General features: G+C 37.3%; 26 protein-coding genes. 19 read left to right on the forward strand and 7 right to left on the reverse strand.

Translation table 11 applies throughout. The features are described from left to right. Positions 1-42: 42 nt before the first annotated feature. Together yhaM and SFC47_RS00660 are read left to right on the forward strand one after the other, a co-directional pair. A complete protein-coding gene (gene yhaM, locus SFC47_RS00655) occupies positions 43-987 on the forward strand; it encodes a 3'-5' exoribonuclease YhaM (RefSeq protein ID WP_411252303.1) in 945 nt (314 codons plus the stop codon). A 105-nt stretch (positions 988-1092) separates the two neighbouring features. Continuing rightward, positions 1093-1281, forward strand: a complete 189-nt coding sequence (locus SFC47_RS00660) for a sporulation YhaL family protein (protein WP_411252304.1) — start codon at positions 1093-1095, stop codon at positions 1279-1281. Positions 1282-1350: 69 nt separating this feature from the next. Here SFC47_RS00660 and SFC47_RS00665 read toward each other — a convergent pair whose 3' ends face one another. After that, positions 1351-2211 carry a peptidylprolyl isomerase gene (locus SFC47_RS00665; RefSeq protein WP_411252305.1) on the reverse strand — a complete coding sequence of 287 codons (861 nt, stop codon included), beginning with the start codon at positions 2209-2211 and terminating at the stop codon, positions 1351-1353. 330 nt (positions 2212-2541) lie between these two features. Here SFC47_RS00665 and SFC47_RS00670 point away from each other — a divergent pair, with 330 nt between their 5' ends. Further along, on the forward strand, positions 2542-2631 hold the full coding sequence (locus SFC47_RS00670; protein WP_179158254.1) for a YjcZ family sporulation protein: 90 nt from the start codon (positions 2542-2544) through the stop codon (positions 2629-2631). A gap of 57 nt (positions 2632-2688) precedes the next feature. Further along, positions 2689-2778 (forward strand): YjcZ family sporulation protein, encoded by a 90-nt coding sequence (locus SFC47_RS00675; protein ID WP_411252306.1) that lies wholly within the window; start codon positions 2689-2691, stop codon positions 2776-2778. 79 nt (positions 2779-2857) lie between these two features. Here SFC47_RS00675 and SFC47_RS00680 read toward each other — a convergent pair whose 3' ends face one another. Then, a complete protein-coding gene (locus SFC47_RS00680) occupies positions 2858-3037 on the reverse strand; it encodes a hypothetical protein (RefSeq protein ID WP_411252307.1) in 180 nt (59 codons plus the stop codon). Positions 3038-3249: 212 nt separating this feature from the next. Here SFC47_RS00680 and SFC47_RS00685 point away from each other — a divergent pair, with 212 nt between their 5' ends. After that, positions 3250-3588 (forward strand): DUF1878 family protein, encoded by a 339-nt coding sequence (locus tag SFC47_RS00685; protein WP_411252308.1) that lies wholly within the window; start codon positions 3250-3252, stop codon positions 3586-3588. A gap of 2 nt (positions 3589-3590) precedes the next feature. Here SFC47_RS00685 and SFC47_RS00690 read toward each other — a convergent pair whose 3' ends face one another. Then, positions 3591-4166, reverse strand: coding sequence for an HTH-type transcriptional regulator Hpr (locus tag SFC47_RS00690; RefSeq protein WP_411252309.1), 576 nt, complete (start codon positions 4164-4166; stop codon positions 3591-3593). 278 nt (positions 4167-4444) lie between these two features. Here SFC47_RS00690 and yhzF point away from each other — a divergent pair, with 278 nt between their 5' ends. Continuing rightward, positions 4445-4633: a membrane protein YhzF gene (gene yhzF, locus SFC47_RS00695; RefSeq protein WP_411252310.1), complete on the forward strand. Its 189-nt coding sequence runs from the start codon at positions 4445-4447 to the stop codon at positions 4631-4633. A gap of 60 nt (positions 4634-4693) precedes the next feature. Here the strand turns inward: yhzF and SFC47_RS00700 are convergent, their stop codons facing one another. Both SFC47_RS00700 and SFC47_RS00705 read right to left on the reverse strand, forming a co-directional pair. Continuing rightward, the gene (locus tag SFC47_RS00700; protein WP_411252311.1) at positions 4694-5221 is read right to left on the reverse strand and encodes a tryptophan transporter; all 528 of its coding nucleotides are present in this window, start codon (positions 5219-5221) and stop codon (positions 4694-4696) included. A 166-nt stretch (positions 5222-5387) separates the two neighbouring features. Continuing rightward, positions 5388-5807, reverse strand: coding sequence for an HIT family protein (locus tag SFC47_RS00705; protein ID WP_411252312.1), 420 nt, complete (start codon positions 5805-5807; stop codon positions 5388-5390). A 591-nt stretch (positions 5808-6398) separates the two neighbouring features. On the opposite strand from SFC47_RS00705, the gene SFC47_RS00710 reads away from it, so the two are divergent. The 3 genes from SFC47_RS00710 to SFC47_RS00720 are packed head-to-tail and all read left to right on the forward strand — an operon-like array spanning position 6399 to position 9114. Further along, on the forward strand, positions 6399-7139 hold the full coding sequence (locus SFC47_RS00710; RefSeq protein ID WP_411252313.1) for an ABC transporter ATP-binding protein: 741 nt from the start codon (positions 6399-6401) through the stop codon (positions 7137-7139). After that, a complete protein-coding gene (locus SFC47_RS00715; protein ID WP_411252314.1) occupies positions 7132-8343 on the forward strand; it encodes an ABC transporter permease in 1212 nt (403 codons plus the stop codon). The genes SFC47_RS00710 and SFC47_RS00715 overlap by 8 nt, the downstream gene beginning before the upstream one ends. A 48-nt stretch (positions 8344-8391) precedes the next feature. After that, positions 8392-9114, forward strand: coding sequence for an EcsC family protein (locus tag SFC47_RS00720; RefSeq protein ID WP_411252315.1), 723 nt, complete (start codon positions 8392-8394; stop codon positions 9112-9114). A 20-nt stretch (positions 9115-9134) separates the two neighbouring features. On the opposite strand, the gene SFC47_RS00725 is transcribed toward SFC47_RS00720, so the two are convergent. After that, positions 9135-10313, reverse strand: a complete 1179-nt coding sequence (locus tag SFC47_RS00725; RefSeq protein WP_411252316.1) for a M20 family metallopeptidase — start codon at positions 10311-10313, stop codon at positions 9135-9137. Between the two features lie 131 nt (positions 10314-10444). On the opposite strand from SFC47_RS00725, the gene SFC47_RS00730 reads away from it, so the two are divergent. Next, entirely contained in the window at positions 10445-11092 is a 648-nt protein-coding gene (locus SFC47_RS00730; protein ID WP_411252317.1) for a phosphatase PAP2 family protein, read from the forward strand. A gap of 177 nt (positions 11093-11269) precedes the next feature. Here SFC47_RS00730 and SFC47_RS00735 read toward each other — a convergent pair whose 3' ends face one another. Beyond that, positions 11270-12667 (reverse strand): hypothetical protein, encoded by a 1398-nt coding sequence (locus SFC47_RS00735; protein WP_411252318.1) that lies wholly within the window; start codon positions 12665-12667, stop codon positions 11270-11272. A gap of 270 nt (positions 12668-12937) precedes the next feature. Here SFC47_RS00735 and hemE point away from each other — a divergent pair, with 270 nt between their 5' ends. From hemE to SFC47_RS00780, 9 genes are all read left to right on the forward strand, one after another. Next, positions 12938-13984 (forward strand): uroporphyrinogen decarboxylase, encoded by a 1047-nt coding sequence (gene hemE, locus SFC47_RS00740; RefSeq protein ID WP_411252319.1) that lies wholly within the window; start codon positions 12938-12940, stop codon positions 13982-13984. A 166-nt stretch (positions 13985-14150) separates the two neighbouring features. Further along, a complete protein-coding gene (gene hemH / locus SFC47_RS00745; RefSeq protein ID WP_411252320.1) occupies positions 14151-15086 on the forward strand; it encodes a ferrochelatase in 936 nt (311 codons plus the stop codon). 31 nt (positions 15087-15117) lie between these two features. Next, positions 15118-16542, forward strand: coding sequence for a protoporphyrinogen oxidase (hemY, locus tag SFC47_RS00750; RefSeq protein ID WP_411252321.1), 1425 nt, complete (start codon positions 15118-15120; stop codon positions 16540-16542). A gap of 51 nt (positions 16543-16593) precedes the next feature. Then, entirely contained in the window at positions 16594-17328 is a 735-nt protein-coding gene (locus tag SFC47_RS00755) for an MBL fold metallo-hydrolase (RefSeq protein WP_411252322.1), read from the forward strand. 15 nt (positions 17329-17343) lie between these two features. Beyond that, entirely contained in the window at positions 17344-18330 is a 987-nt protein-coding gene (gene lplA, locus SFC47_RS00760) for a lipoate--protein ligase (RefSeq protein ID WP_411252323.1), read from the forward strand. Positions 18331-18457: 127 nt separating this feature from the next. Continuing rightward, positions 18458-19678, forward strand: a complete 1221-nt coding sequence (locus SFC47_RS00765; protein ID WP_411252324.1) for an ATP-grasp domain-containing protein — start codon at positions 18458-18460, stop codon at positions 19676-19678. Positions 19679-19898: 220 nt separating this feature from the next. Continuing rightward, positions 19899-21455 carry a fatty acid--CoA ligase family protein gene (locus tag SFC47_RS00770; protein WP_411252325.1) on the forward strand — a complete coding sequence of 519 codons (1557 nt, stop codon included), beginning with the start codon at positions 19899-19901 and terminating at the stop codon, positions 21453-21455. A gap of 113 nt (positions 21456-21568) precedes the next feature. After that, entirely contained in the window at positions 21569-22300 is a 732-nt protein-coding gene (locus SFC47_RS00775; protein ID WP_411252326.1) for an AzlC family ABC transporter permease, read from the forward strand. Beyond that, a complete protein-coding gene (locus SFC47_RS00780; protein ID WP_411252327.1) occupies positions 22290-22598 on the forward strand; it encodes an AzlD domain-containing protein in 309 nt (102 codons plus the stop codon). Before SFC47_RS00775 ends, SFC47_RS00780 begins: the two co-directional genes overlap by 11 nt. The last annotated feature ends 52 nt before the right edge of the window (positions 22599-22650 follow it).

Genomic DNA, 22650 nt, shown 5'->3' on the forward strand with positions numbered 1-22650 from the left:
AATTAAATGTTATACTTGTACAATGAGAGGAGAGAGGAAGAGATGAATAAAGGAATTCTAGATTATGATTTTGGGGTACAAGTGAATTTGTATCTACTGATCAAAAGTGTTACAAAAGGGATTGCGAGTAATGGGAAGCCATTCCTAACCCTTATTCTCCAAGATCAAAGTGGCGAGATTGAAGCGAAACTTTGGGATGCTAATGAAGAAGATGAAAAAAATTACACACCACAAAAAATTGTTAAAATTATTGGGGATACTCATAATTATCGAGGTAAAAGCCAGCTGAAAATACGACAGATTCGAACAACCGGACCAAGTGATTCAGTGAAATTAGAAGATTTTCTAGAGACAGCCCCCTTAAGCCAAGAGGAAATGTCTAGTAAACTGACACAATATATTTTTGATATGAAAAATCCAAATATCCAAAGAATTACCCGTCATTTATTGAAAAAGCACCAGCACGCTTTTTTAGAATATCCTGCAGCTACAAAGAATCATCATGAGTTTGTATCTGGGCTGATTTATCATGTTGTCAGCATGCTCGACCTTGCAAAATCAATTGCCACTCTTTACCCAAGCCTTGATAAAGATTTACTTTATGCAGGCGTAATTTTGCACGACATGGGGAAGGTGGTAGAATTGTCAGGTCCAATATCTACTGTCTATACGGTTGAAGGGAATTTACTCGGTCACATAACGATAATGGTAAATGAAATAGGCAAGGCTGCCGAAGAGCTGGGGATAGCTGGTGAGGAAGTATTAATTCTTCAACATCTTGTCTTAAGCCATCATGGAAAAGCAGAGTGGGGAAGTCCAAAGCCGCCGCTCATTAAAGAAGCAGAAATTCTTCATTATATTGATAATCTTGATGCAAAAATGAACATGCTCGATCGTGCCTTAGAGAGAGTTAAACCTGGTGAATTTACTGAAAGAGTATATGCCTTAGAAAACCGCTCATTTTATAAGCCAATTTTTCATAAATAAAATAACCCAATCGGGTTATTTTTTTTGAGCTCGAAGAATATTTATCTAATACTTGAATATGTTGTATAAAAAGTGGACAACCGCTAACGAAGGGAGCAAGAGTAAATGACTATTCCTATTTGGGTATATGCAGTCGTGGCTGGTATTGTTATAAGTGCGTTGATGGCAATTAAAACAGGCAGAGAGGAACGCATGTTAGAAATGGAAAATATCGAAAAAGAGGGCGAAATTTACTTAACCCGCTTAGAACAAGAAAAAGAACGCCGTGAAGGTGAAAGAGTAACAGCAGAATAAAAAACAGAAGGGCCTCGGATGAGTCCCTTCTGTTTTGATATTGTCCAGTACGGCGCTATCGAGCTTTTCTTATTGTGCTGCAGTTGCTGCTGGCTCAAGTGCCTTTTCTAAGTCTTTGTCACTTATTTTTACTTTTGCTGCCTTGATTTCTTTTTGCATGATTTCATTAATCTTTTCAGTAGTTAATTTTGAAGATTTTAATTCTTTCTCCATTTGTTCCTTCATTTCTTCATAGGACTTCTTCTCTTTCTTGTCCGTTAATTGAATAATATGATAACCAAATGATGTTTTAACAGGTGCACTGATTTCATCCTTTTTAAGTGCATATGCTGCTGTTTCAAAATCAGGATCCATTGCCCCTGGACCAAACCATCCTAGGTCACCGCCAGCCGCTTTAGCCGCTTCGTCGGTAGAGTAAGTATTGCTGACGTCTTCAAACTTTTCTCCAGCATCAAGTTTTTGTTTTACTTCTAATGCTGTCTTTTCATCCGCAACAAGAATATGACGAGCCTTAATTTCAGGCTTATAGTTATCGTAGTATTCCTTTACTTCTTTATCTGTTACTTTAATTGACTTCATAGCAGCTTTTTCTTGCATCATGCCAAGTTTCATTGTTTCTTTAAAGTCTTCTACATCTGCATAGCCATATTGTGCTAATGCAGCTTCAAAGTTATCACCAAGCTGTTCTTTTAATTCATCAACCTTGGCATCTAATTCTTTGTCACTTACTTCGTATTTCTCGGAAAGGACTTTTTCATAGACAAGCTGTTGTAATGCTTGTGCCCCTACCTTTTCCTTCATTGCTTCATAAAGTTCTTCCTGTGTAACGTCTCCAGCACTGCTTTCTGCTACAGTTGAACCGTTTTGATTACATGCACTTAAGGCAATAACCCCGCCTGCTAATGTAAGGGCTAACATCCATTTTTTCATGAGGAACCTCTCCTAAACAGTAATTTCTTGTGGGTTTTTGTCCACAAACTATACTATAACATAAATGGTAACCACTGCAAAAATATTTCCTGTGTTGTTTACAGAATTTTGGGCATATACCTATCGCGATTTCTGAATTTGTACATACGATACAATGTAAGAAAAAAAGAATACTGTTCAACTGCCTAGCGGCTGCAAAGGGATTACCCGGTGGATTTTTACCTAAAATGAAAAAGGTGGACTTTTTCATAAGAAAATAAGGTAAGAGCCTAGTCGAAATGAATACAGCTTGAATAGTATATCCTAGAAAATCATAAAGGAGGTATTACGATGAGTGGTGGACACGGATACGGAGCAGGATTTGCATTGATTGTAGTCCTATTCATTCTATTGATTATTGTTGGAGCATCTTGGTTTTAATAAAGGGTAACACCTGATGCAGACAACAGCTAACCATTTAAGAAAGGGGAGAATTGTGTGTCTGGAGCTGGATTCCACGGTGGAGGATTTGCGTTAATCGTAGTTCTTTTCATCCTGTTAATAATTATTGGGGCTTCTTGGCTATAACTAGAAATCAAATAAAAAGCGATGAGAAATTTCTCATCGCTTCTATTTTTTTTACAATATAAAACTTAGTTCAAGATACCTATGTATATAGTAATTCTACATAGGATGAAATAAGTAATATCGTGACAAGTACATTAATTGTTCGAAATACTTTGTGCTGACGTTCCTCAGGTATATCCTTTTGTATACAAAGGGAATTGGTCATTTTGTTAACATAGTATAAGATAAAAATGGCCAAGACAATAAAAATGGAGATCATCAACGATTCCCTCCCTGATGTTAATTTATGTTAATACATTATCAAAAATTTACAAAAAAAGATAGTTAAAAGGATTGGTAGAAAAGTAGGAAAAAATTTGAAATAAGATTTTTCATGGAACAAAAACGACACAAGAAAAAGGTTTACCTCTGACTCGATAAGGTGAATAATGAACATTAGAAATGTATTAGAATATTTGGAGGTCGAAGTTTATGGATAAATATGGTGAATTACAATCCAGAGTAAATTTACTTGAATACCATCAAAGGCTGCTTTTAAAAATGATATCTGACCCTAATCTTGAATTATTTAGATTGGTCATAGAAAATGGAATATCAGAACAGGAAGTACAAACATTCCAAAAACTTTGTGAGGATATGAACAAAAAAATGGAAGAACAAAAAGCGGAGGGGTTTATTAATTTTCATCCGCTTTTCAATGAATTTCTATATTCGCTGCCAGCAAAATTTGACGCAAAGGATGTAATTGAAGCCTGCTTGCATCAACGATTGTATGAACCTCTTTTTAAAGAGTTCCATAAGTGTCTGTAAACTTAATAAAGCTCTTTTTCTGTTTTCTCTGACTTCCTAAGTTTACCTTCATCTTCGTTAAATTCTGTTTCGATGTTATGGAATGAACGCTCGAAGATTTCCATGAAATCATCTCCATAAATATTACGAACAATGGCCATCATTTCAATAATATCGGGAAACTTGCCATAAAGATCTCTTAACGGTAAAGCTCCAGCAAATGCAGCGTTGCCGTTTGGCTGGTAAGATTCCATTATTCGAAGAAAGATATCTTCCCCTTCAGGAGTGAGCTGAATATAGGTATTCCTCTTATCATTCTCTTTCTTTGAAAATTGAAGCAATCCTCTTTCTTCTAACTTTTTTGAAAAGTTAAACGCTGTTGAGACATGCATAACCCCAAATTTCGCCACATCTGAAATGGAAGCCCCATTTAGATGGTATGCAATCCAAAGGATATGATGTTCATTAATATTTAAATCAAAAGGCTTTATCCATTGCTGCCAATCTTTCTCAATTGATTTCCATAAGGCTTTACTTAACTGTGCAATACGTTGGCTAAATAGCATCGCTTCTTTCATTGAATACTGTTTCTCCGACATCCCCAATTTCACCTACTTTTTTATTTCTCTATTAACATTATGCCAATAAAATAAAAATTAATAAAGATGTAAATTCACAAAATTTTTAGAAATTACGTATTTTTCTACTTGTATTTTATTTTTTTATTCTCATACTACAAAATTATAAAAATATTCTTTCTTTATTTTACGTTTTTTCTCTTAATAATTCCAACCTTTTGAATATTCTACATAGGGAAGGACTGTAGAACATATGAATGATAGTATCAACTTATGGGTCTCAAATAGGGGGGTATATATTGAATAGCATCATTTCGCTTCTTTTTTTACTTAGTATATTGCTTCTTGCTGTTGCAATTTGGAATGCTTTAGCACTAAAAAGACCTGGATTTTATCCGCCTAAAAAAGTTTTGAAAAAACGTGCTTCAGCCTTAGCGGGCACGGGAGGGATCATGTTGATCGTGACTATCATATTATCTAGCTTTTAGACGTGGTAATTAAATATTTATAGAAAGAAAAGAACCTCTCTTTAGGTTCTTTTCTTCGTGCTATTTGTTAACGACAACAGATGATTGTAACTTTGTTCTTTTGACCACTGAGAGTGCAACGGGATACAAAATAACCATAATAATTGTATTTAATGCAATTGCAGGCAAGACTCCTGCAGCAAAAAGTACAGTGAAAGAACTTGGCAGGCCTACAATAAAATGTGCTGACCCTAAAAAGACAGTGCCTGAAACCAATGTCCCGATTGCAGTTAAGACTGCAACACTAATGATAGAATTACGGTAATGCTTTAATGCCAAAAATAAACCAAAAAAGACTAAAGCAGTTATGGGCTTATCAATGATATTTGGAAGCTGTCCGCCAGGAAAACCGGTTGTAAGTGCGGATAATCCTCCAGTTACAATGGACAACAGCATAACACTTTTAATATCAGGTATAAGGATAATACCTAAAAACATCATGGCAAGCATCATATCTGGTTTAATGGTAAGAAAGGCTGGCATCACAGTGTGCAAAACTACCCCAATTCCCGCCAAAAGTGATAAAACTACTAGATTCTTTGTATTCATTTCTCATCTCTCCTCTGCTGGACTCGAAGGTGAAAATCTTATTCCCTTCACCCTGGCTAATTGTTCCTCCTGTAGTGCGCTAATGCCTACAGCGAAAAACTTGTTATCATTATAGCACAGGTATATAAAAATAATAAAGATATAATTTTCAGATAATTTAACTTAATTATAAATGCTTACTAATATTATCTGCCATCTCTTTCAATGTTTGCTGAGAATAATCACTGGTATTTGATTTCCAAACTGCACCAAAGCCATCACCTTGTCCATAGCGTGGGATTAAATGCATATGGAAATGAAATACGGTTTGACCCGCTTGTTCACCATTATTATTAACTAAGTTTAAGCCAAGTGGCTTATATTCACTTTTTAATGCTTTTGCAATCTGTGGAACAGTTTCAAAAAGGTTTCTAGCGATATCAGGTGTAAGCTCAAATAAATTTTCCTTATGTACCTTTGGAATGACCAATATATGTCCTTTTGTCACTTGACTGATATCTAGAAAAGCCAAAACATGTTCATTTTCAAATACTTTTGCTGCTGGAATTTCACCATTCACTATTTTACAAAAGATACAATCACTCATTACATAACCAGCCTCCTTAATGTTGTTGATACCCGTATTTTACCATATGTATGACATGTAAAAAAAGAAAGAGACAGGATCCGCATGGAATCCTGCCCTCTCGAAGGGGAATTGCTTCATATTATACGTTCATTCAGGAATTACGTTTGATAAACACCTCATTTGGCAATTTAGTGTTTTTTATAAACAGTAATCATTGTTCAAGCTGACCATCCCCTATGTTGTTTTTATAGTTTTACCAACTTATAAAAACGGATGATAATCTGCTGTAAACACCTCATTTATTTTTTTGATAAATAACTGGTGTTATTTGAACTCTAAATGGTTACCAGGCAACTTGTGCAAAACAACCATCCCCTTATTTGAAACGTTTAGAAGCTGCTTGTTTGAAAAGTTTAATGTCTTTGACAGACACCTCATTTCAAATTTTTGATGAATCACTTCATCGAGTAGGTGTTTCCCCTTCGAATATTATGATAACCATTTTGATTTCAAATATACAAAAAAGGTATCAAAAATTTGAAAACTATTTTTATCAACTCCGATTTGGTAAAATGTAAGGAAATCATGATATATGGAAGGACGGAAATCATGTCTTTATTATCAATCGATGGCCTCACAGGCGGATATACAAGAAACCCAGTTCTAAAAGATGTATCATTTGAAGTTAACGAAAGAGAATTGGTTGGACTAATTGGATTAAATGGGGCAGGGAAAAGCACCACAATTAAACATATTATTGGTTTAATGGAACCACATCGTGGAGAAGTGAAAATTAATGGACGTACTATAACCGAAGATAAAGAAGCTTATCGTAAAATGTTTACATTTGTTCCAGAAACTCCAGTTTTATATGAGGAACTTACTCTTAGTGAACATTTAAGATTAACAGCAATGGCATACGGATTAGATGAAAATACTTATAAATCACGAATTAATCCATTATTAGCTGAATTTCGAATGGAAAAAAGACTGAAATGGTTTCCAGCCCATTTTTCAAAGGGGATGAAACAAAAGGTAATGATTATGTGCGCCTTTTTGGTGCAGCCTTCTCTTTACATTGTAGATGAACCTTTTGTTGGTCTTGACCCGCTTGGGATTCAATCATTGCTTGATTTGATGAAAAAAATGAAAGAAAACGGTGCAGGCATACTAATGTCAACCCATATCCTAACCACTGCTGAAAAGTACTGTGACTCATTTGTAATATTACATGAAGGAAAGGTTCGTGCAAAAGGGACGCTTGATGAACTCAGAGAACAATTTTCAATGCCGCAAGCTTCATTAGATGATTTATATATCCAATTAACGAAGGAAGAAAAATATGTTTGATGAAAAAAAGCTATGGAAAGATAGATCAGTCCACCGTCTAAAAGAATTTGGAATTTATCTTAAGTATATCTTAAATGGTCATCTAGTCGTTGTCCTGCTATTTCTAATTGGTACAGCCGCATTTTATTATCAAGAATGGATAAGCTCATTATCGCAAGACTTTCCAGCTGAATTTATTATTGCTTTTATTTTGGGTATCTTTTTAACCCACAGCCCCGTCTATACTTTTTTGCTTGAGGCTGACCAGGTATTTTTGATTCCGCTTGAAACACGGTTAAGAGGGTATTTCTTACGTTCCGGATTAATAAGTTTAATTTTTCAAGGATATATTTTATTAATGGTGTTGGCCGTATTGATGCCGATGTATGCACATGTTAGTGCAGATGGTTTTCAATCGTTTTTTACTTTTTTACTGGTGTTATTAGTCATAAAAGCATGGAATCTTGCCGTTAACTGGAGGATTCACTATTATGTTCAGCCTTCAGTTTATATTTGGGACATGTTCGTCCGATATTTCATTAATATAATCTTTTGCTTTTTATTATTTAACAACGCAAATATACTTTTTCTCCTAGTATGTGCCTTCATACTGGCATTTTACTATTACACCTTTTATGTCAGAACAAACAAAATGGGGTTAAAATGGGATTTATTAATTGCTCAAGAAGAGAAGCGAATGGCATCTTTTTATCGGTTAGCTAATTTATTCACCGATGTACCAAAATTAAAGGATACAGTTAAAAGAAGAAAATGGATGGATATCTTCATCAAGGCCATATCTTTTTCACAGGATAATACATATCAGTTCTTATTCGCACGAACATTTCTGAGGGCATCTGATTATCTTGGTCTTTTTATTCGTTTAACAGTAATTGGTGCTTTAGCAATATACTTTATTTCCTTTGGATGGGGGCAGGTGGTTCTGTCACTCTTGTTTATTTATTTAACCGGTTTTCAACTTCTGCCCTTATGGAATCATCACCAAAATAAACTTTGGATTGACTTATATCCAGTATCTCAAACCCATAAAACAGCAGCATTCGAGTCCATTCTAAAAAGAATTTTATTCATTCAAACCTTCGTATTTTCTTTGATTGTTATGATTAAAGGAGAATGGATGTTTTCGGGCGGAGCTCTTCTTTCAGGTCTAGTATTTAGTTTTTTATTTGTAAATGTTTATAGTAAGAAAAGAATAAAAGCATGAATGGATTTGGGCAGTACCTAATATTCTTTTGCTGAGGGGAGTGAGAGCATGAATGAATATGAGTTAAAGGTATATGGTGAAGTGGTTGAATGGAAGAGAAAATTAACCAGACGTTCTGGGATGATGAATCGAATATCAAAAAAGGCCCAAGGAAAAATCAATGATATGATCCCCGAAAAAGTCCATGAAGTAATGACAGAAAGCATCAAGGGGATGGTCAAAACCACCTTATTTGGGTCCCAGCTTACGACTAACAGAAATCAAGCAGCAGGTATGAGTTTAGAAGAGCGTGATGAGCTGATGAGGAAAAAGACGGCTGTATTTCAAAAAACAGCTCTCGTGGAGGGGGCAGGGACAGGTGCCGGAGGAATTCTGCTGGGTCTTGCTGATTTTCCATTGCTCCTGTCAATAAAAATGAAATTTCTTTTTGAAGCAGCAGCCATTTATGGATTTAACACGAAGGAATTTGAAGAAAGATTGTTTTTACTCCATATCTTCCAGCTGGCCTTTTCAAGTGATGATATCCGCCGAGAAACATTAGCACATATCGAAAACTGGGAAGAGAGAAGAGAGACGCTTGTGGAAATGGATTGGCGCAAATTTCAGCAAGAATATAGAGATTATATTGACCTGGTAAAAATGTTTCAATTAGTCCCGGGAATAGGTGCTTTTGTGGGAGCATATGCCAATAACAACTTGTTGAAACAATTGGGTGAGACTGCAATGAATGCCTATCGATTAAGAATTCTAAAAAAGGCCCCTGAACTGTAATAGACTCAGGGGCTTTTGCTTTATACTTCTTGGTGTATGGTAATCGCTGCGGTTCCAAGTGTCTTCGCTGCGATTAACATCGCCTTCTCATCAATATCAAATTTTGGGTGGTGGTGGGGATATCCAGGGTCAGCACCGGGTGGTTTTGCACCTGTGAAGAAGAAAGTGCCTGGTATTTCTTTCAAGTAATAAGCAAAATCTTCTCCACCCATTTGGGGTTCAGATTCTTCAATCATAAGAACTTCAGGAACTTCCTTCGCAGCGTTAACGAGAAATTCAGTTTCTTTAGCATGGTTGACTACTGCTGGATAACCTCGCTCATATAAAAAATTATAGGTGCTGTCAGATAAGTAACAAGTTCCTTTAATAATTCTATCCATCTCTTCTTCAATGTATTGCCGAACATCATCATTAAAGGTCCGAACGGTCCCAATTAGCTTTGCTTTATCTGCTATTACGTTAAATGCATTTTCAGACATAAATGTGCCAACTGTAACGACTGCTGATTCGACAGGATTTACTTTCCTGCTGATGATTTGCTGAAGATTTAAAACGAGCTGAGAAGCTGTAACAATGGCATCCTTTGTTTTATGAGGCTGTGCACCATGTCCGCCTTTGCCCTGAATATCAATTTCAAAACGATCAGCGGCTGCCATAATCGGACCGGTTCGATATTGGATAGTACCAGTTGGCTCACTGGCCCATAAATGAGTTCCAAATATAACATCCACACCTTTTAAACAGCCATCTTCAATCATTGTGATAGCTCCGCCTGGTGCAAATTCCTCAGCATGCTGATGGATAAAGACATAATTTCCTTCCAGTTCATCTTTCAATTCATTAATAACTTTTGCCAGTACGAGCAAAGTTGCTGTATGTCCATCATGTCCACAGGCATGCATGACTCCGGGAACTAATGATTTATAAGCTACATCTTTTTCGTCCTGGATAGGGAGTGCATCAAAATCCGCTCTCAATGCAACGGTTTTTCCGGGCTTTTTGCCGAACACTTTTGCAACAACGCCGTTACCCCCAACATTCCCCTTTACTTCTATACCAAGGTTTTCATAAAATGATTTAATAAATTGTGCAGTATTATACTCTTGAAAGGATAATTCTGGATGCTGGTGCATAAACCTGCGAATCGAAACCATCTCTTCATAGTACTCTTCTAATTTAGAAAATAATTGTTTTCTCATTAAATATTCCCCCCAACACCATCGTAGTATTTTCAAACTATTTTAACACTTTTACACTATTATGTAGATTTTTAAGTTTGTTTTCATTATAATTTTATAGAGTTTTGACTAGTGAAAGGAAAATGTAAACAATGAAAAAAGGAAATCGTTATACATACGTCATTCTAGGCTTTGCTATTCTAATAGCAATCTATACCTCTATTAAAGTAGCAAAAGAACAGACTTTTTGGTTAGATGATAAACTGGCGGACTTATTTGCTTATGTACCTGACGCGTTAAACCCATTTTTTCTATTGCTGACTGAATTGGGAGATAAAAAGGGAATTGGTATAGTCGCATTGATCGTATTAGTATGGTTATTATTAGTAAAACGGCACTTCTTGGGGGCAGCGGCTATTGCATTAGCTACAGCTCTCGGAAATGAGGTGAATAAGGTATTAAAGGATTGGATTGCCCGTCCAAGGCCAGAACTTGAACATTTGGCTCATGTTGATAGTTTAAGTTTTCCTAGTGGACATGCAATGGTTGGATTGACATTTTATTTTTTTATAGCTTATCTCTTGATGGAAGGGATGAAGTCAACTGCAGCTAAGAGAATTGTCATAAGTGTAACAGCATTGCTGCTCTTGCTAATTGGAGCAAGCCGTATTATTCTTCAAGTCCATTACCCTACTGATGTCATTGGCGGATTTGCATTCGGCTATATTTGGGTGATTCTGTCTATATTTATTTACAACTACTTTAGAAACATATTAATAAATACCAAAAAAAGAGGCTGATGCCTCTTTTTTTATTCAATGAATTGGTCACCGCACTCCAAAAAAGTAGGAGTAAGAGTCATGATATCATTATGAGTGACTGCTTCATCACTTTATTTAAGGTTATGGGCACTCATCACCCAAATGAGAGCCCGCACCATCACTTTATCATAGGTTACAGTCTCTCATTGCTCTTTTTTATATGAGGAACATTGCCACGATTGTTGTAACGAAAAGACCAATAACGACTGGAAGCAGGTTCCGCCTTGCTAACTCAAATGGGTCAACATTACAAATAGCTGCGGCAGGGATTAATGCCCACGGGACTAACGTTCCGCCACCTACCCAAATGGCTGCTATTTGGCCAAGTGCGGTAAGTGTGGCAACTCCTTTGCCGATTGCCACTGCAAACAAACCTGCGACAGACCCTGCGAGGGAGATACCAGAAAACCCTGATCCATCTAATCCTGTAATCGCTCCTACAGTGGTTAGCGTCATGGCTCCAACAACCTTACTTAGCGGCACAATATTTGCTAACGCAATACCAAGGTCATTTACAATGCCTTGTGACCCATCTGGTAAAAAGTCACCAATAATTTTTCCAAAACCAGCATCACCTAAGTAAAAGAAGGCAGCAATTGGAATGACCGGACCAAAAACCTTAAACCCAAAGGTAAAACCTTCAATTAAATAGCTTGTTGTTTTTTCAAGTCCCTTGTTTTTATGGCTGACCATGGTGATCAAGAGAAGGATAAATATAGATGTTCCACCGACTAATGCCGTTGCGTCTCCGCCAGTCAGGTCAAGAATAAACATCCCCGCTACGTCGATGGCGAATAAAATTGGAACAAGAATGGCAAAGAACCGCTTTTGACCAATAGTAAGGAGACTTTTCTCGAATTCTGCCTCTTCATTTTTTTCCAAAGGTACAAATGGAGTCGGCTTTAGTACACCGTTCTTCATATCTCTCTTTAGGAAATAGAATGCAGCGATAGTGGTCACAATCCCCATTGTAAATACTAATGGGATACTTGCACTTATGACATCACCAATTGGAATGCCGGCTGCATCTGATGTTAATTTTGGTGCAGCTTGGATGACAAAGTCACCAGATAAAGCTATACCATGCCCAAACAAGTTCATTGCCATTGCAACGCCCAATGCCGGAAGTCCTGCCCGTAAGGCAACAGGAAGCAAAACTGCACCAAGGAGGGCAACAGCCGGAGACGGCCAGAAGAACCAAGAAATGACCATCATTAATATACCAATGGTCCAATATGCGAGAGCGGGGTTACGTATTAACTTTGTAAAAGGCGAAATCATTACATCATTTATTCCGGTTGAAGTTAACGTCTTGCTCATTGCCACAATGATGGAAATGACTAAGATGGTGGATAACAACTCCGTAATGGCATAAATAAAACTGTTAAAGATACTGCTAACCGAACTGCTTAAGGATCCCGTTGCAGTAATTGCAATAAGGAAGATCCCGAGAATACAGATAAGAGTGGTATCTCTCCGTTTAACCATAAATCCGATAATAAGAGCAATAAAGACTACATATATCCAATGGAGAGCTGAAAGCTCGATAAGCATTTAATGACCCCCTTTCAACTTCATCCGGAGGACGAATATAGGTATTCGCCCTCCGGATGTAATACAGAATATGAATCTGTATGAAAGTGGTGAAAAGGTTTTGAACATAAAAACGACTTTTTTTTGACACTTTTCATCGTAAGCTATACACAAATAGGAATAACCGATATAGTGAGAACTGTGTTATGTACTCTCTCTAAGTTTTTAATTTTATGCTACATATATTAGAATATAATCAGACAGGTCTTTTTGAAAGGTGGATTTATTTACATGACGAAGCAAATCAACGAAACATTTTTAAAAGCAGCAAGAGGAGAAAAGACAGATCACGTTCCAGTTTGGTACATGCGCCAAGCAGGACGTTCACAACCGGAGTATAGGGAGATTAAAGAAAAATACTCATTGTTTGAAATTACTCACCAGCCCGAACTATGTGCGTATGTAACCCGCCTTCCAGTGGAGCAGTACAATGTAGATGCGGCGATTTTATATAAAGATATCATGACTCCGCTTCCGGCATTAGGAGTGCAGGTTGAAATTAAATCGGGGATTGGTCCTGTGATTGACAATCCAATCAAATCCTTAGCAGATGTTGAGAAACTAGGGGAAATTCATCCTGAAGAAGATGTTCCGTACGTATTAGATACAATTAAATTATTAACTCAAGAGCAATTGTCTGTTCCGTTAATTGGCTTTTCTGGGGCTCCATTTACACTTGCAAGTTATATGATTGAAGGCGGACCTTCTAAAAACTATAATAAGACAAAAGCTTTTATGTACTCTGAGCCAAAAGCATGGTTCGCATTAATGGAAAAACTGGCTGATATGATTATTACATACGTGAAATCACAAATTAAGGCTGGAGCGAAAGCGATTCAAATATTTGATTCTTGGGTTGGCGCATTAAATGTTCAGGACTATCGCTACTTTATTAAGCCAGTCATGAATAGAATTTTCACAGAACTGAAGGAAGAAAATGTTCCACTTATTATGTTTGGAGTAGGAGCGAGTCATCTCGCATTAGAGTGGAATGACCTGCCGCTTGATGTTGTTGGATTGGACTGGCGTTTGCCTATCCAACAAGCGAGAGAAATAGGAATTCATAAAACTGTACAAGGGAATCTAGACCCAGCAATCCTCTTAGCACCATGGGAAGTGATTGAAGATAGAGCGAAAGCAATACTAGATCAAGGGATGGCAGAGGGAGGATATATCTTTAACCTCGGTCATGGAGTATTCCCGTCCGTTAAACCTGAAACATTAAAAAGATTAACCTCATTTGTACATGAATATTCACAAGCAAAAGGCAGCAGATAAACGGAATTCGAGTGTTAATATTGGTAAGATATCCGTTTTTTTGGCACAATATAATATGCATGAAAAAGAGGGCCCTAAATCATTAGAGGCCCTCTCAATCCTGAAATGAGACCCTATTGGACAAGGTATTGGCAGAAGCAACAAGACTAATAACGAGGTGAAAAAGATGACTAAAAAGAAAATGGGATTACTCGTAATGGCATACGGAACCCCATATCATTTAGATGATTTAGAACGGTACTATACACATATTCGGCATGGAAGAAAACCTACACCAGAAATGATCGAAGAATTGCGGGGCCGCTATGAAGCAATTGGCGGTATTTCTCCTCTGGCAAAGATCACAATTGAGCAGGCAAAAAAATTAGAAGAACATATTAACGAGGTCCAAAATGAAATAGAGTTTAAAATGTACCTTGGATTAAAGCATATAGAACCTTTTATCGAAGATGCTGTTAAGGAAATGCATGCTGATGGGATTAAAGAAGCTGTTAGTATCGTCTTGGCGCCGCATTTTTCAACGTTTAGTATTAAATCTTATAATAACAGAGCAAAGGAAGAAGCAGAAAAACTAGGAGGCATTACCATCACATCTATTGATAGCTGGTATGCTGAGCCTAAGTTTATTAGCTACTGGGTTGAAAAGATAGAAGCAATCTATGAACAAATGCCTCAAGAGGAAAAGGATAACGCTATGATGATTTTCTCAGCTCATAGTCTTCCTGAGAAAATTTTGCAATTTAATGATCCATACCCAAGTCAGCTTCAGGAAACAGCTGATTTAATTGCCAAGCAAGCCGGAATCACTAATTATAAAATTGGCTGGCAAAGTGCGGGGAATACACCAGACCCTTGGCTCGGACCAGATGTACAGGATCTAACACGTGACTTGGCGAAAGAACACTCATATAAAGCATTTGTTTATGCACCTGTCGGCTTTGTTTGTGAACACTTAGAAGTCCTCTATGACAACGATTATGAATGCAGAATCGCTGCAGAAGAAGTTGGAGCGAGTTATTATCGTCCCCCAATGCCAAACGCGCATGCTGATTTAATTGATGCGATGACAACGGCTATTTTAAAGGTATTGGACGGCAAATAAGAATTTGAATTGGAAAGAAGGGTGAACATCCGTGGCGGAAGAAAAAAAGAAGGTAGCGATCATTGGGGGAGGAATTGCAGGGCTTACAGCGGCATATTACCTTCAAAAAATTATGAAAGAAAAACAGCTGCCTTTCGAGATCATACTTATTGAAGCCTCTCACCGTCTCGGAGGTAAAATGCAAACCGTTATTAGAGACGGTTTTACCATTGAAAGAGGTCCTGATTCCTTCCTTGCCCGAAAAGTGAGCATGATTAGGCTTGCAAAGGAGGTAGGAATGGAGGAACAATTAGTTTCTAATTCAACAGGAAAGTCTTATGTCCTTGTGGATAACAAGCTTCATCCTATGCCTGGGGGTTCAATTATGGGGATTCCAACTGAATTAGGACCGTTTGTTACAACAGGTTTATTCTCCATACCAGGGAAAGTCAGGGCGGCAGCGGATTTTATTTTACCAAGATCACCAGGAAATAGTGACCAGTCTTTAGGAGAATTTTTTCGGAGAAGGTTAGGCGATGAGGTAGTTGAGAATCTAATTGAACCGTTATTATCGGGAATTTATGCAGGTGATATCGATCAAATGAGCCTTATGTCGACTTTTCCGCAATTTTATGAAGTAGAACAAAAACACCGAAGCCTTATTTTAGGAATGAAAAAAACTACACCAGCAAAACCAAAAACACAAGAACCTGCGGAAAAGAAAAAAAAGGGAGTATTTTTAACCTTTAAGTCAGGTCTTCAATCTTTCGCAGAAGGGATTGAAGCAAAACTTGCCCCCGATTCCATTTTAAAAGGCCATAGGGTTAATAAAATAACAAGGACAAATAAGCAGTATGAACTATTATTAAATAATGGCGAAACACTGACTGCAGATTGTGTTATTGCAGCAACACCGCATAAAATAACACAATCGATGTTCTCTGACTACCATTTTTTTGATCCATTAAAGTCAGTTCCATCAACATCTGTAGCTACAGTGGCACTTGCCTTTCCTGAAGAAGCCATAAAAAAGGACATAGATGGAACAGGGTTTGTTGTTTCTAGAAATGGTGATTATTCTATCACAGCCTGTACTTGGACACATAAAAAGTGGGAACACTCTGCACCTAAAGGGAAAGTCCTGCTGCGTTGTTATGTGGGAAGAGCCGGGGACGAAACAATCGTAGAACTTTCTGATGACAGGATTATAAAAATTGTACTTGATGATTTAAGCAGGACCATGGATATTGGGATGAAGCCTGACTTTGCCATCGTTTCGCGCTGGAAGGATTCAATGCCGCAATATACAGTAGGGCATAAACAGCGGCTTGAAACGATTAGAAAGCATATTAAATCTGAACTGCCTGGAGTCTTTTTAGCCAGCGCATCCTACGGCGGTGTCGGACTTCCCGACTGTATAGATCAAGGTGAAGAAGCAGTAAAAAGTGTATTAGAGTATTTAAACGTTAAACAATGAACCAGAAGCTGTTTTATAAATAGCTTCTTTTTTTACTAAGGGGGCACTTAGATGAAGTTGAAAGTTATTGGTTTTTGGGGCGGGTACCCCAAACAAAATGGTGCAAGTTCAGGATATTTACTCGAACATGAAGGCTTTAATCTATTAATTGACTGCGGCAGCGGTGTCTTAGCTAAAATGCAAAATATTATCGAGCCGGAAGCACTTGATGCTGTCCTAGTCTCTCACTATCATCCAGACCATATCGCAGACATAGGTGTATTACAGCATGCCCGATTAATTCAGGGCTTTTTAGGTAAGAGTTTTCCAACACTGCCTATCTATGGCCACTCCTATGACCAAGCAGAATTTGCTAAATTAACGTATAAAGAAATAACAAAAGGAATTGCCTATGAACCGAATGAAGTTCTTGCAGTAGGTCCGTTCCAGGTTACCTTCTTAAAAACAAACCATCCAGTACCTTGTTATGCAATGAGAGTCGAAGTAAATGGAAAATCACTAGTTTACACAGCCGATAGCTCTTTTAAAGAAGAATTTATTGAATTTAGTAAAGATGCAGATTTGTTATTATGCGAGTGTAATTTCTATCAGCATCAAAATGGAAAGTCTGCAGGACATATGAATAGCATTGATGCAGGTAAATTTGCTAATAGAGCAGGTGTCAAACAATTAATTCTAACCCACCTGCCCCATTACGGAGAGTTATCTGAGCTTATCAGTGAGGCAAGTGTTGAGTATACTGGTATAATAAAACTTGCAGATGAATTTCAATCTATATCATTATAAGAAAGGGTGGATACTTTGTTATTTATTGATAATAAAGGCATTACCGATCCACGTATTAATTTAGCTATTGAAGAGTATGCCTTGAAAAATCTTGATATTAATGAAACATACTTATTATTTTACATAAATGAACCATCGATTATCATTGGAAAAAATCAAAATTCAATAGAAGAAATTAACACAGAGTATGTAGAGAGTAATGGTATACATGTAGTACGCCGATTATCTGGCGGTGGGGCAGTATATCATGATCTTGGCAATCTGAATTATAGCTTTATTACGAAAGATGACGGTGACAGCTTTCACAATTTCCGCAAATTTACCGAGCCGGTAATTGCTGCGCTTAAACAGATGGGTGTAAATGCAGAATTAAGCGGCAGGAATGATATTTTAGCTGAAGGCAGGAAAATATCCGGAAATGCCCAATTCTCAACTAGGGGCCGAATGTTTACCCACGGAACCCTTTTGTTTAATTCAGAAATGGATCATATTGTCTCCGCATTAAGGGTAAAGAAGGATAAAATTGAATCCAAGGGAATTAAGTCCGTCCGAAGCAGAGTAGCTAATATCTCCGAATTTTTAACAGAGAAATGGACAATTGAAGAGTTTCGTTCTTCACTGCTGAAGTTTATCTTTCAAGGGGAAGAAGTAACGGAATATGTGCTTACGAAAGAGGATTGGGAGAAAATTAACCAACTTTCTAGGGAGCGCTATCAAAATTGGGATTGGAACTACGGGAAATCACCAAAGTTTAATCTCCAGCATTCTCATCGTTTCCCTGTCGGTCAAATCGATGTCCGCTTAGATGTGAATAAAGGAGTTATTGAAAACTGCAAAATATATGGTGACTTTTTTGGTGTTGGTGAAGTAAGTGAAATTGAGAATAAACTTAAAGCTGTCCGCTACGATAAGAGTGAATTAGAAGCAGCACTTAAAGATATTGATACAACCTATTATTTTGGGAATGTTTCTAAGGAAGAATTTCTCAACTTAATCTATTAAAACGATGATGAAAATCATCGTTTTTTTATTTACTGGCAGGTTTCTTATAAGAGTCTATACAAAAAAATAACTTCTTCATATCATATAGGGCATTCATCTATGTCTTTGTAGAATGGGAGTGAGGCGAATGAAAACCATTATTTTTATTGGATTAAATAAATCAGGTTCAAGCAGAGAGGCTGTAAAAGCGGCAAATAATTTAGGATATTATACCGTTGTCTTTACTGACCAAGAAAAACAAATACAGCAGAGAAAAGAATATATTGATGTTCACCTGCTCACTTTACTGGACCTAAGCAATATCGAAGAAATAAAACAACAAATTGATTTACTGCAACAACTGGGATACGAAATAGTTATCGTTACCAGCTTTGTAGCAAATTACGTTCACACAGCTTCCTTGTTAGCTGACCATTACTGTGGGAACAATTTATCTACGGAAGCTCTTGCTATTATGGAAAATAAGGAAAAGACGAGAACTTTTTTCGCAAGAGAATCATTTACCCCCAAATTTGAAATTATATCAAAAGATATACAACCTCCTTTTAATGTCACCTGTGAGAATTTAAACTTTCCAGTTGTAGTAAAATGTGCATCTTCTACTGGCTCAAAGGATGTCCTATATGCAGAAAATATGGGACAGTTAAGTGGAAATGCAGAAAACCTGCGAATAAAAAAACCAAATGAAACAATTATTATCGAAGAATATGTGCATGGAGATCAATATCTAGTGGAGGTTCTTGTCTCCAATTGGGAGGTTCAAATTGGTGCTGTCATTAAGCAAGAGATTACTAAAGGGAAACGTTTTATTGTTACCGGATACGGGGTTTTAGCACAAGTTCCATTCCATATAGAGGAAAGTGTACGGGAATTAATTGGAACCATCGTGTGCAGGCTGAACTTTAAAAATGGCGCCTTTCATTTGGAGCTAAGATTAACAGAAAGCGGATGGAAACTTATTGAGATAAATCCAAGAATATCCGGCGGAGCGATGAACAAGATGATTAAAGCCGCTTTTGGTTATAGTTTAGTAGAGGAAACACTTAAGATGTTACGAGGAGAAAATCCCTCATTAGAAAAAATAACAAATCATTATGTCTTTACTCAATATGTTATTCTTGGAAGGAAGGGTGTTTTAAAAAAGGTTACAGGCAAGAAAAGGGCAATGGCGACACCGGGTGTGGTGGAAGTATATGTTAAGCCGAAGAGTGGAACCTACTTAACGCCGCCATTATCAATGGGGCACAGGTATGCTTATGTTATTGCCAAAGGTGAAACATATGATGAGGCCCAAACCATTGCAAAGCAAGCTGCAAATCAATTAACCTTCCATTTGAACAAGGAGTGAAAAACCCCTTATTAGGTAAAAGGGGATTTTTTTGTTTATGAAGGTCCTGGCAATGCAAGTGGAAACGACTCTTTTCTAGGATGAATTAAGGATACAGGAGTAGAAATTTGTATCTTTTTGGAACATTATGCTTGAATACTTAAATTTCTTTAAATATAATATATTTAGAAAATTGTTGCTATTTAATGAATGAGTATTCATTCATAGGGGGAGGAAAATTATGAATTTATCATCCAAGCTTCAAGAAACTGCCATAAATTCAGCCAGTAAAACTGCCTTCTATTTCATGGGACAGGGCACTACATATGCTGAATTGGATGGAGCGATTACAAAGTTCGCTTCTGGATTAGAAAAGTTAGGAGTAAACAAAGGGGACCATATTGCTTTATTACTTGGAAATTCACCGCATTTTATTATTGGTTTATACGGTGCATTACGGTTAGGAGCTACAGTGATTCCAGTTAATCCTATTTATACAGCAGATGAGATTGGATATATCTTAAATAACGGCGATGTAAAACTTGTTGTGGCACTAGATATGGCCATACCATTAGCTGAAAAAGTACATGCTTTCTTGCCTAAGGTAGAAAAATTTGTATTCTGTGAAACCAGTGAAAATGGTATAGCTAAGCATAATATTGAATCACTTACCCTTTACCCTAAAATGAAATCGTTTTCAGATGTAGTTGCTTCAGGTGATCTCTCCTTTAAGGGACCTGACCTTTGTGATGATGACACCGCGATTATTCTTTATACCTCCGGCACTACGGGGAAACCAAAAGGCGCAATGCTGACTCACAAAAATTTATACAGCAATGCTAGTGATGTCGGCGATTATTTAAAAATGAATAATCAAGACCGCGTCATCACGACCCTTCCTATGTTTCATGTATTCTGCTTAACGGTAGCCTTAAATGCACCATTGTTGAGTGGAGCAACTATATTGATAGCTCCTAGATTCAGTCCTAAGGAAATTTTTGATTTAGCAAGAGAGTATGAAGCAACTGTCTTTGCTGGAGTACCGACTATGTATAATTTCCTTTATCAATATCCAGAAGGCAATCCTGATGATTTCAAGTCATTAAGGTTGTGTATCTCTGGCGGTGCCTCCTTACCTGTTGCGCTCCTTAATAATTTTGAAAAGAAATTTAATGTTCGTGTTTCCGAGGGTTATGGTTTATCTGAGGCTTCGCCAGTTACCTGCTTCAACCCGCTGGACCGCCAGCGTAAGGCCGGATCGATAGGAACGTCGATTCTTCATGTGGAAAACAAAATAGTCAATGAACTAGGAGAGGAACTTCCTGTTGGAGAAGTTGGTGAATTAATTGTTTCTGGTCCGAATGTTATGAAAGGGTATTATAACATGCCGGAAGAAACTGCCGCAGCTATACGTGATGGCTGGCTGTATACAGGGGACTTGGCAAAAATGGATGAAGAGGGCTATTTCTATATCGTTGATAGAAAAAAAGATTTGATTATAGTTGGCGGCTATAATGTCTATCCTCGTGAGGTTGAAGAAGTCCTCTATAACCATCAAGATGTAGTAGAAGCTGCTGTACTAGGTGTACCAGATTCAGAACTCGGTGAATCAGTGAAATGCTATGTTGTGAGTAAAAATCCGAATAGTACTGAAGAACAATTACTAGAATATTGCAGAGAACATCTTGCAAAGTATAAGGTTCCTTCTTCCATAGAGTTTTTAGAAGAGCTGCCTAAAAACACAACAGGTAAAATCTTACGAAGAGCTTTAAAGACACAAATTTCTCAGACGGTTTAAAACATTGGATATTGGGAAAAAAACATGGCTGATTCCCGCCATGTTTTTTTATTTCATTCTATCTGAAAATTTGATAAAATTTAATTTTGAACATATGGAGAGAAGGGATCATCTTGTCAGATTTTGCATTGGGGAAGGAATCATCTGAATTTAAAAAGGGACTGCAGGCTGGTACCAGCATCGGGATTGGATATTTTCCGATTGCTTTGACTTTTGGTCTCCTTGCCAAAACAACGGGACTATCTATATATGAATCTGTATTAATGAGTATGATTGTGTTTGCAGGCGCCTCGCAATATATATCATTAAGTCTGATTGCCTATGGGACAGGGATATTTGAAATTGTGTTAACCACTTTTATTGTAAATATTCGCCATTTTTTAATGTCGACAACCTTAAATGAGAAATGTGAGGATGACAATCTTAGAAATAAAATACTTTATTCATTTGGAATTACCGATGAGACATTTTCAGTCGCAGCAACAAAAGAAGGGACAACTGCCACTGGATTTATGTTTGGTGTGAATTTGCTGGCTTATTCGAGTTGGGTTATATTTACTGGGGTTGGTCATTTGATAGGGGCGAGTCTCCCTCAAACATTACAAGAAAGTATGGGAATTGCCCTCTATGCGATGTTTGTGGGTCTCTTAGTGCCATCCCTGAAAAAAAGCAGTAAGGTGATATTTCTAGCTGCACTTGCTGCAATCTTTAATTCTATATTTACGCTAGGCGGCGTGATGGCACAAGGGTGGTCAATTGTGACATCAACAATTCTTTCTGCTGTTATAATTGAACTGATTGAACTTGTAAAGGTAAAGCATTGGGGTGTAGACGATGAAAAGTGAGATACTTTGGATGATTATTGGAATGGGTATAGTTACATTTATACCAAGGATGCTTCCGTTTGTATTATTTAAAGGTAAAGAGCTTCCCCCTTTTATCCAGGGAGTGTTGAAAAATGTCCCATATGCAACATTGGGAGCATTAATTTTCCCAGCAATCCTATTGCTTCAAAAGGATGATATCTGGTATGGAGCAGCAGGTGCTGCCGCAGCATTTGCTGCAGCTTTCTTAGGGGCAAATGTTATTATTGTTGTTTTAGGGTCTATCACAGTCCTTGCTCTCTATTCTTATTTTTTTTAAGTCGGTAAATCCGGCTTTTTTTGTTCTAAATATAAGCTTTATAACTAAACTA

Source organism: Neobacillus niacini, assembly GCF_046591715.1.
In the GTDB taxonomy this organism is placed as follows: domain Bacteria; phylum Bacillota; class Bacilli; order Bacillales; family Cytobacillaceae; genus Neobacillus; species Neobacillus niacini_L.

What these genes read in the sequence shown, in the direction of transcription:
- yhaM (WP_411252303.1), top strand. Translation starts at nt 43, where the DNA reads ATGAATAAAGGAATTCTAGATTATGATTTTGGGGTACAAGTGAATTTG.
- SFC47_RS00660 (WP_411252304.1), top strand. Translation starts at nt 1,093, where the DNA reads ATGACTATTCCTATTTGGGTATATGCAGTCGTGGCTGGTATTGTTATA.
- SFC47_RS00665 (WP_411252305.1), bottom strand. Translation starts at nt 2,211, where the DNA reads ATGAAAAAATGGATGTTAGCCCTTACATTAGCAGGCGGGGTTATTGCC.
- SFC47_RS00670 (WP_179158254.1), top strand. Translation starts at nt 2,542, where the DNA reads ATGAGTGGTGGACACGGATACGGAGCAGGATTTGCATTGATTGTAGTC.
- SFC47_RS00680 (WP_411252307.1), bottom strand. Translation starts at nt 3,037, where the DNA reads ATGATCTCCATTTTTATTGTCTTGGCCATTTTTATCTTATACTATGTT.
- SFC47_RS00685 (WP_411252308.1), top strand. Translation starts at nt 3,250, where the DNA reads ATGGATAAATATGGTGAATTACAATCCAGAGTAAATTTACTTGAATAC.
- SFC47_RS00690 (WP_411252309.1), bottom strand. Translation starts at nt 4,166, where the DNA reads ATGTCGGAGAAACAGTATTCAATGAAAGAAGCGATGCTATTTAGCCAA.
- SFC47_RS00700 (WP_411252311.1), bottom strand. Translation starts at nt 5,221, where the DNA reads ATGAATACAAAGAATCTAGTAGTTTTATCACTTTTGGCGGGAATTGGG.
- SFC47_RS00705 (WP_411252312.1), bottom strand. Translation starts at nt 5,807, where the DNA reads ATGAGTGATTGTATCTTTTGTAAAATAGTGAATGGTGAAATTCCAGCA.
- SFC47_RS00710 (WP_411252313.1), top strand. Translation starts at nt 6,399, where the DNA reads ATGTCTTTATTATCAATCGATGGCCTCACAGGCGGATATACAAGAAAC.
- SFC47_RS00715 (WP_411252314.1), top strand. Translation starts at nt 7,132, where the DNA reads ATGTTTGATGAAAAAAAGCTATGGAAAGATAGATCAGTCCACCGTCTA.
- SFC47_RS00720 (WP_411252315.1), top strand. Translation starts at nt 8,392, where the DNA reads ATGAATGAATATGAGTTAAAGGTATATGGTGAAGTGGTTGAATGGAAG.
- SFC47_RS00725 (WP_411252316.1), bottom strand. Translation starts at nt 10,313, where the DNA reads ATGAGAAAACAATTATTTTCTAAATTAGAAGAGTACTATGAAGAGATG.
- SFC47_RS00730 (WP_411252317.1), top strand. Translation starts at nt 10,445, where the DNA reads ATGAAAAAAGGAAATCGTTATACATACGTCATTCTAGGCTTTGCTATT.
- SFC47_RS00735 (WP_411252318.1), bottom strand. Translation starts at nt 12,667, where the DNA reads ATGCTTATCGAGCTTTCAGCTCTCCATTGGATATATGTAGTCTTTATT.
- hemE (WP_411252319.1), top strand. Translation starts at nt 12,938, where the DNA reads ATGACGAAGCAAATCAACGAAACATTTTTAAAAGCAGCAAGAGGAGAA.
- hemH (WP_411252320.1), top strand. Translation starts at nt 14,151, where the DNA reads ATGACTAAAAAGAAAATGGGATTACTCGTAATGGCATACGGAACCCCA.
- SFC47_RS00755 (WP_411252322.1), top strand. Translation starts at nt 16,594, where the DNA reads ATGAAGTTGAAAGTTATTGGTTTTTGGGGCGGGTACCCCAAACAAAAT.
- SFC47_RS00765 (WP_411252324.1), top strand. Translation starts at nt 18,458, where the DNA reads ATGAAAACCATTATTTTTATTGGATTAAATAAATCAGGTTCAAGCAGA.
- SFC47_RS00770 (WP_411252325.1), top strand. Translation starts at nt 19,899, where the DNA reads ATGAATTTATCATCCAAGCTTCAAGAAACTGCCATAAATTCAGCCAGT.
- SFC47_RS00780 (WP_411252327.1), top strand. Translation starts at nt 22,290, where the DNA reads ATGAAAAGTGAGATACTTTGGATGATTATTGGAATGGGTATAGTTACA.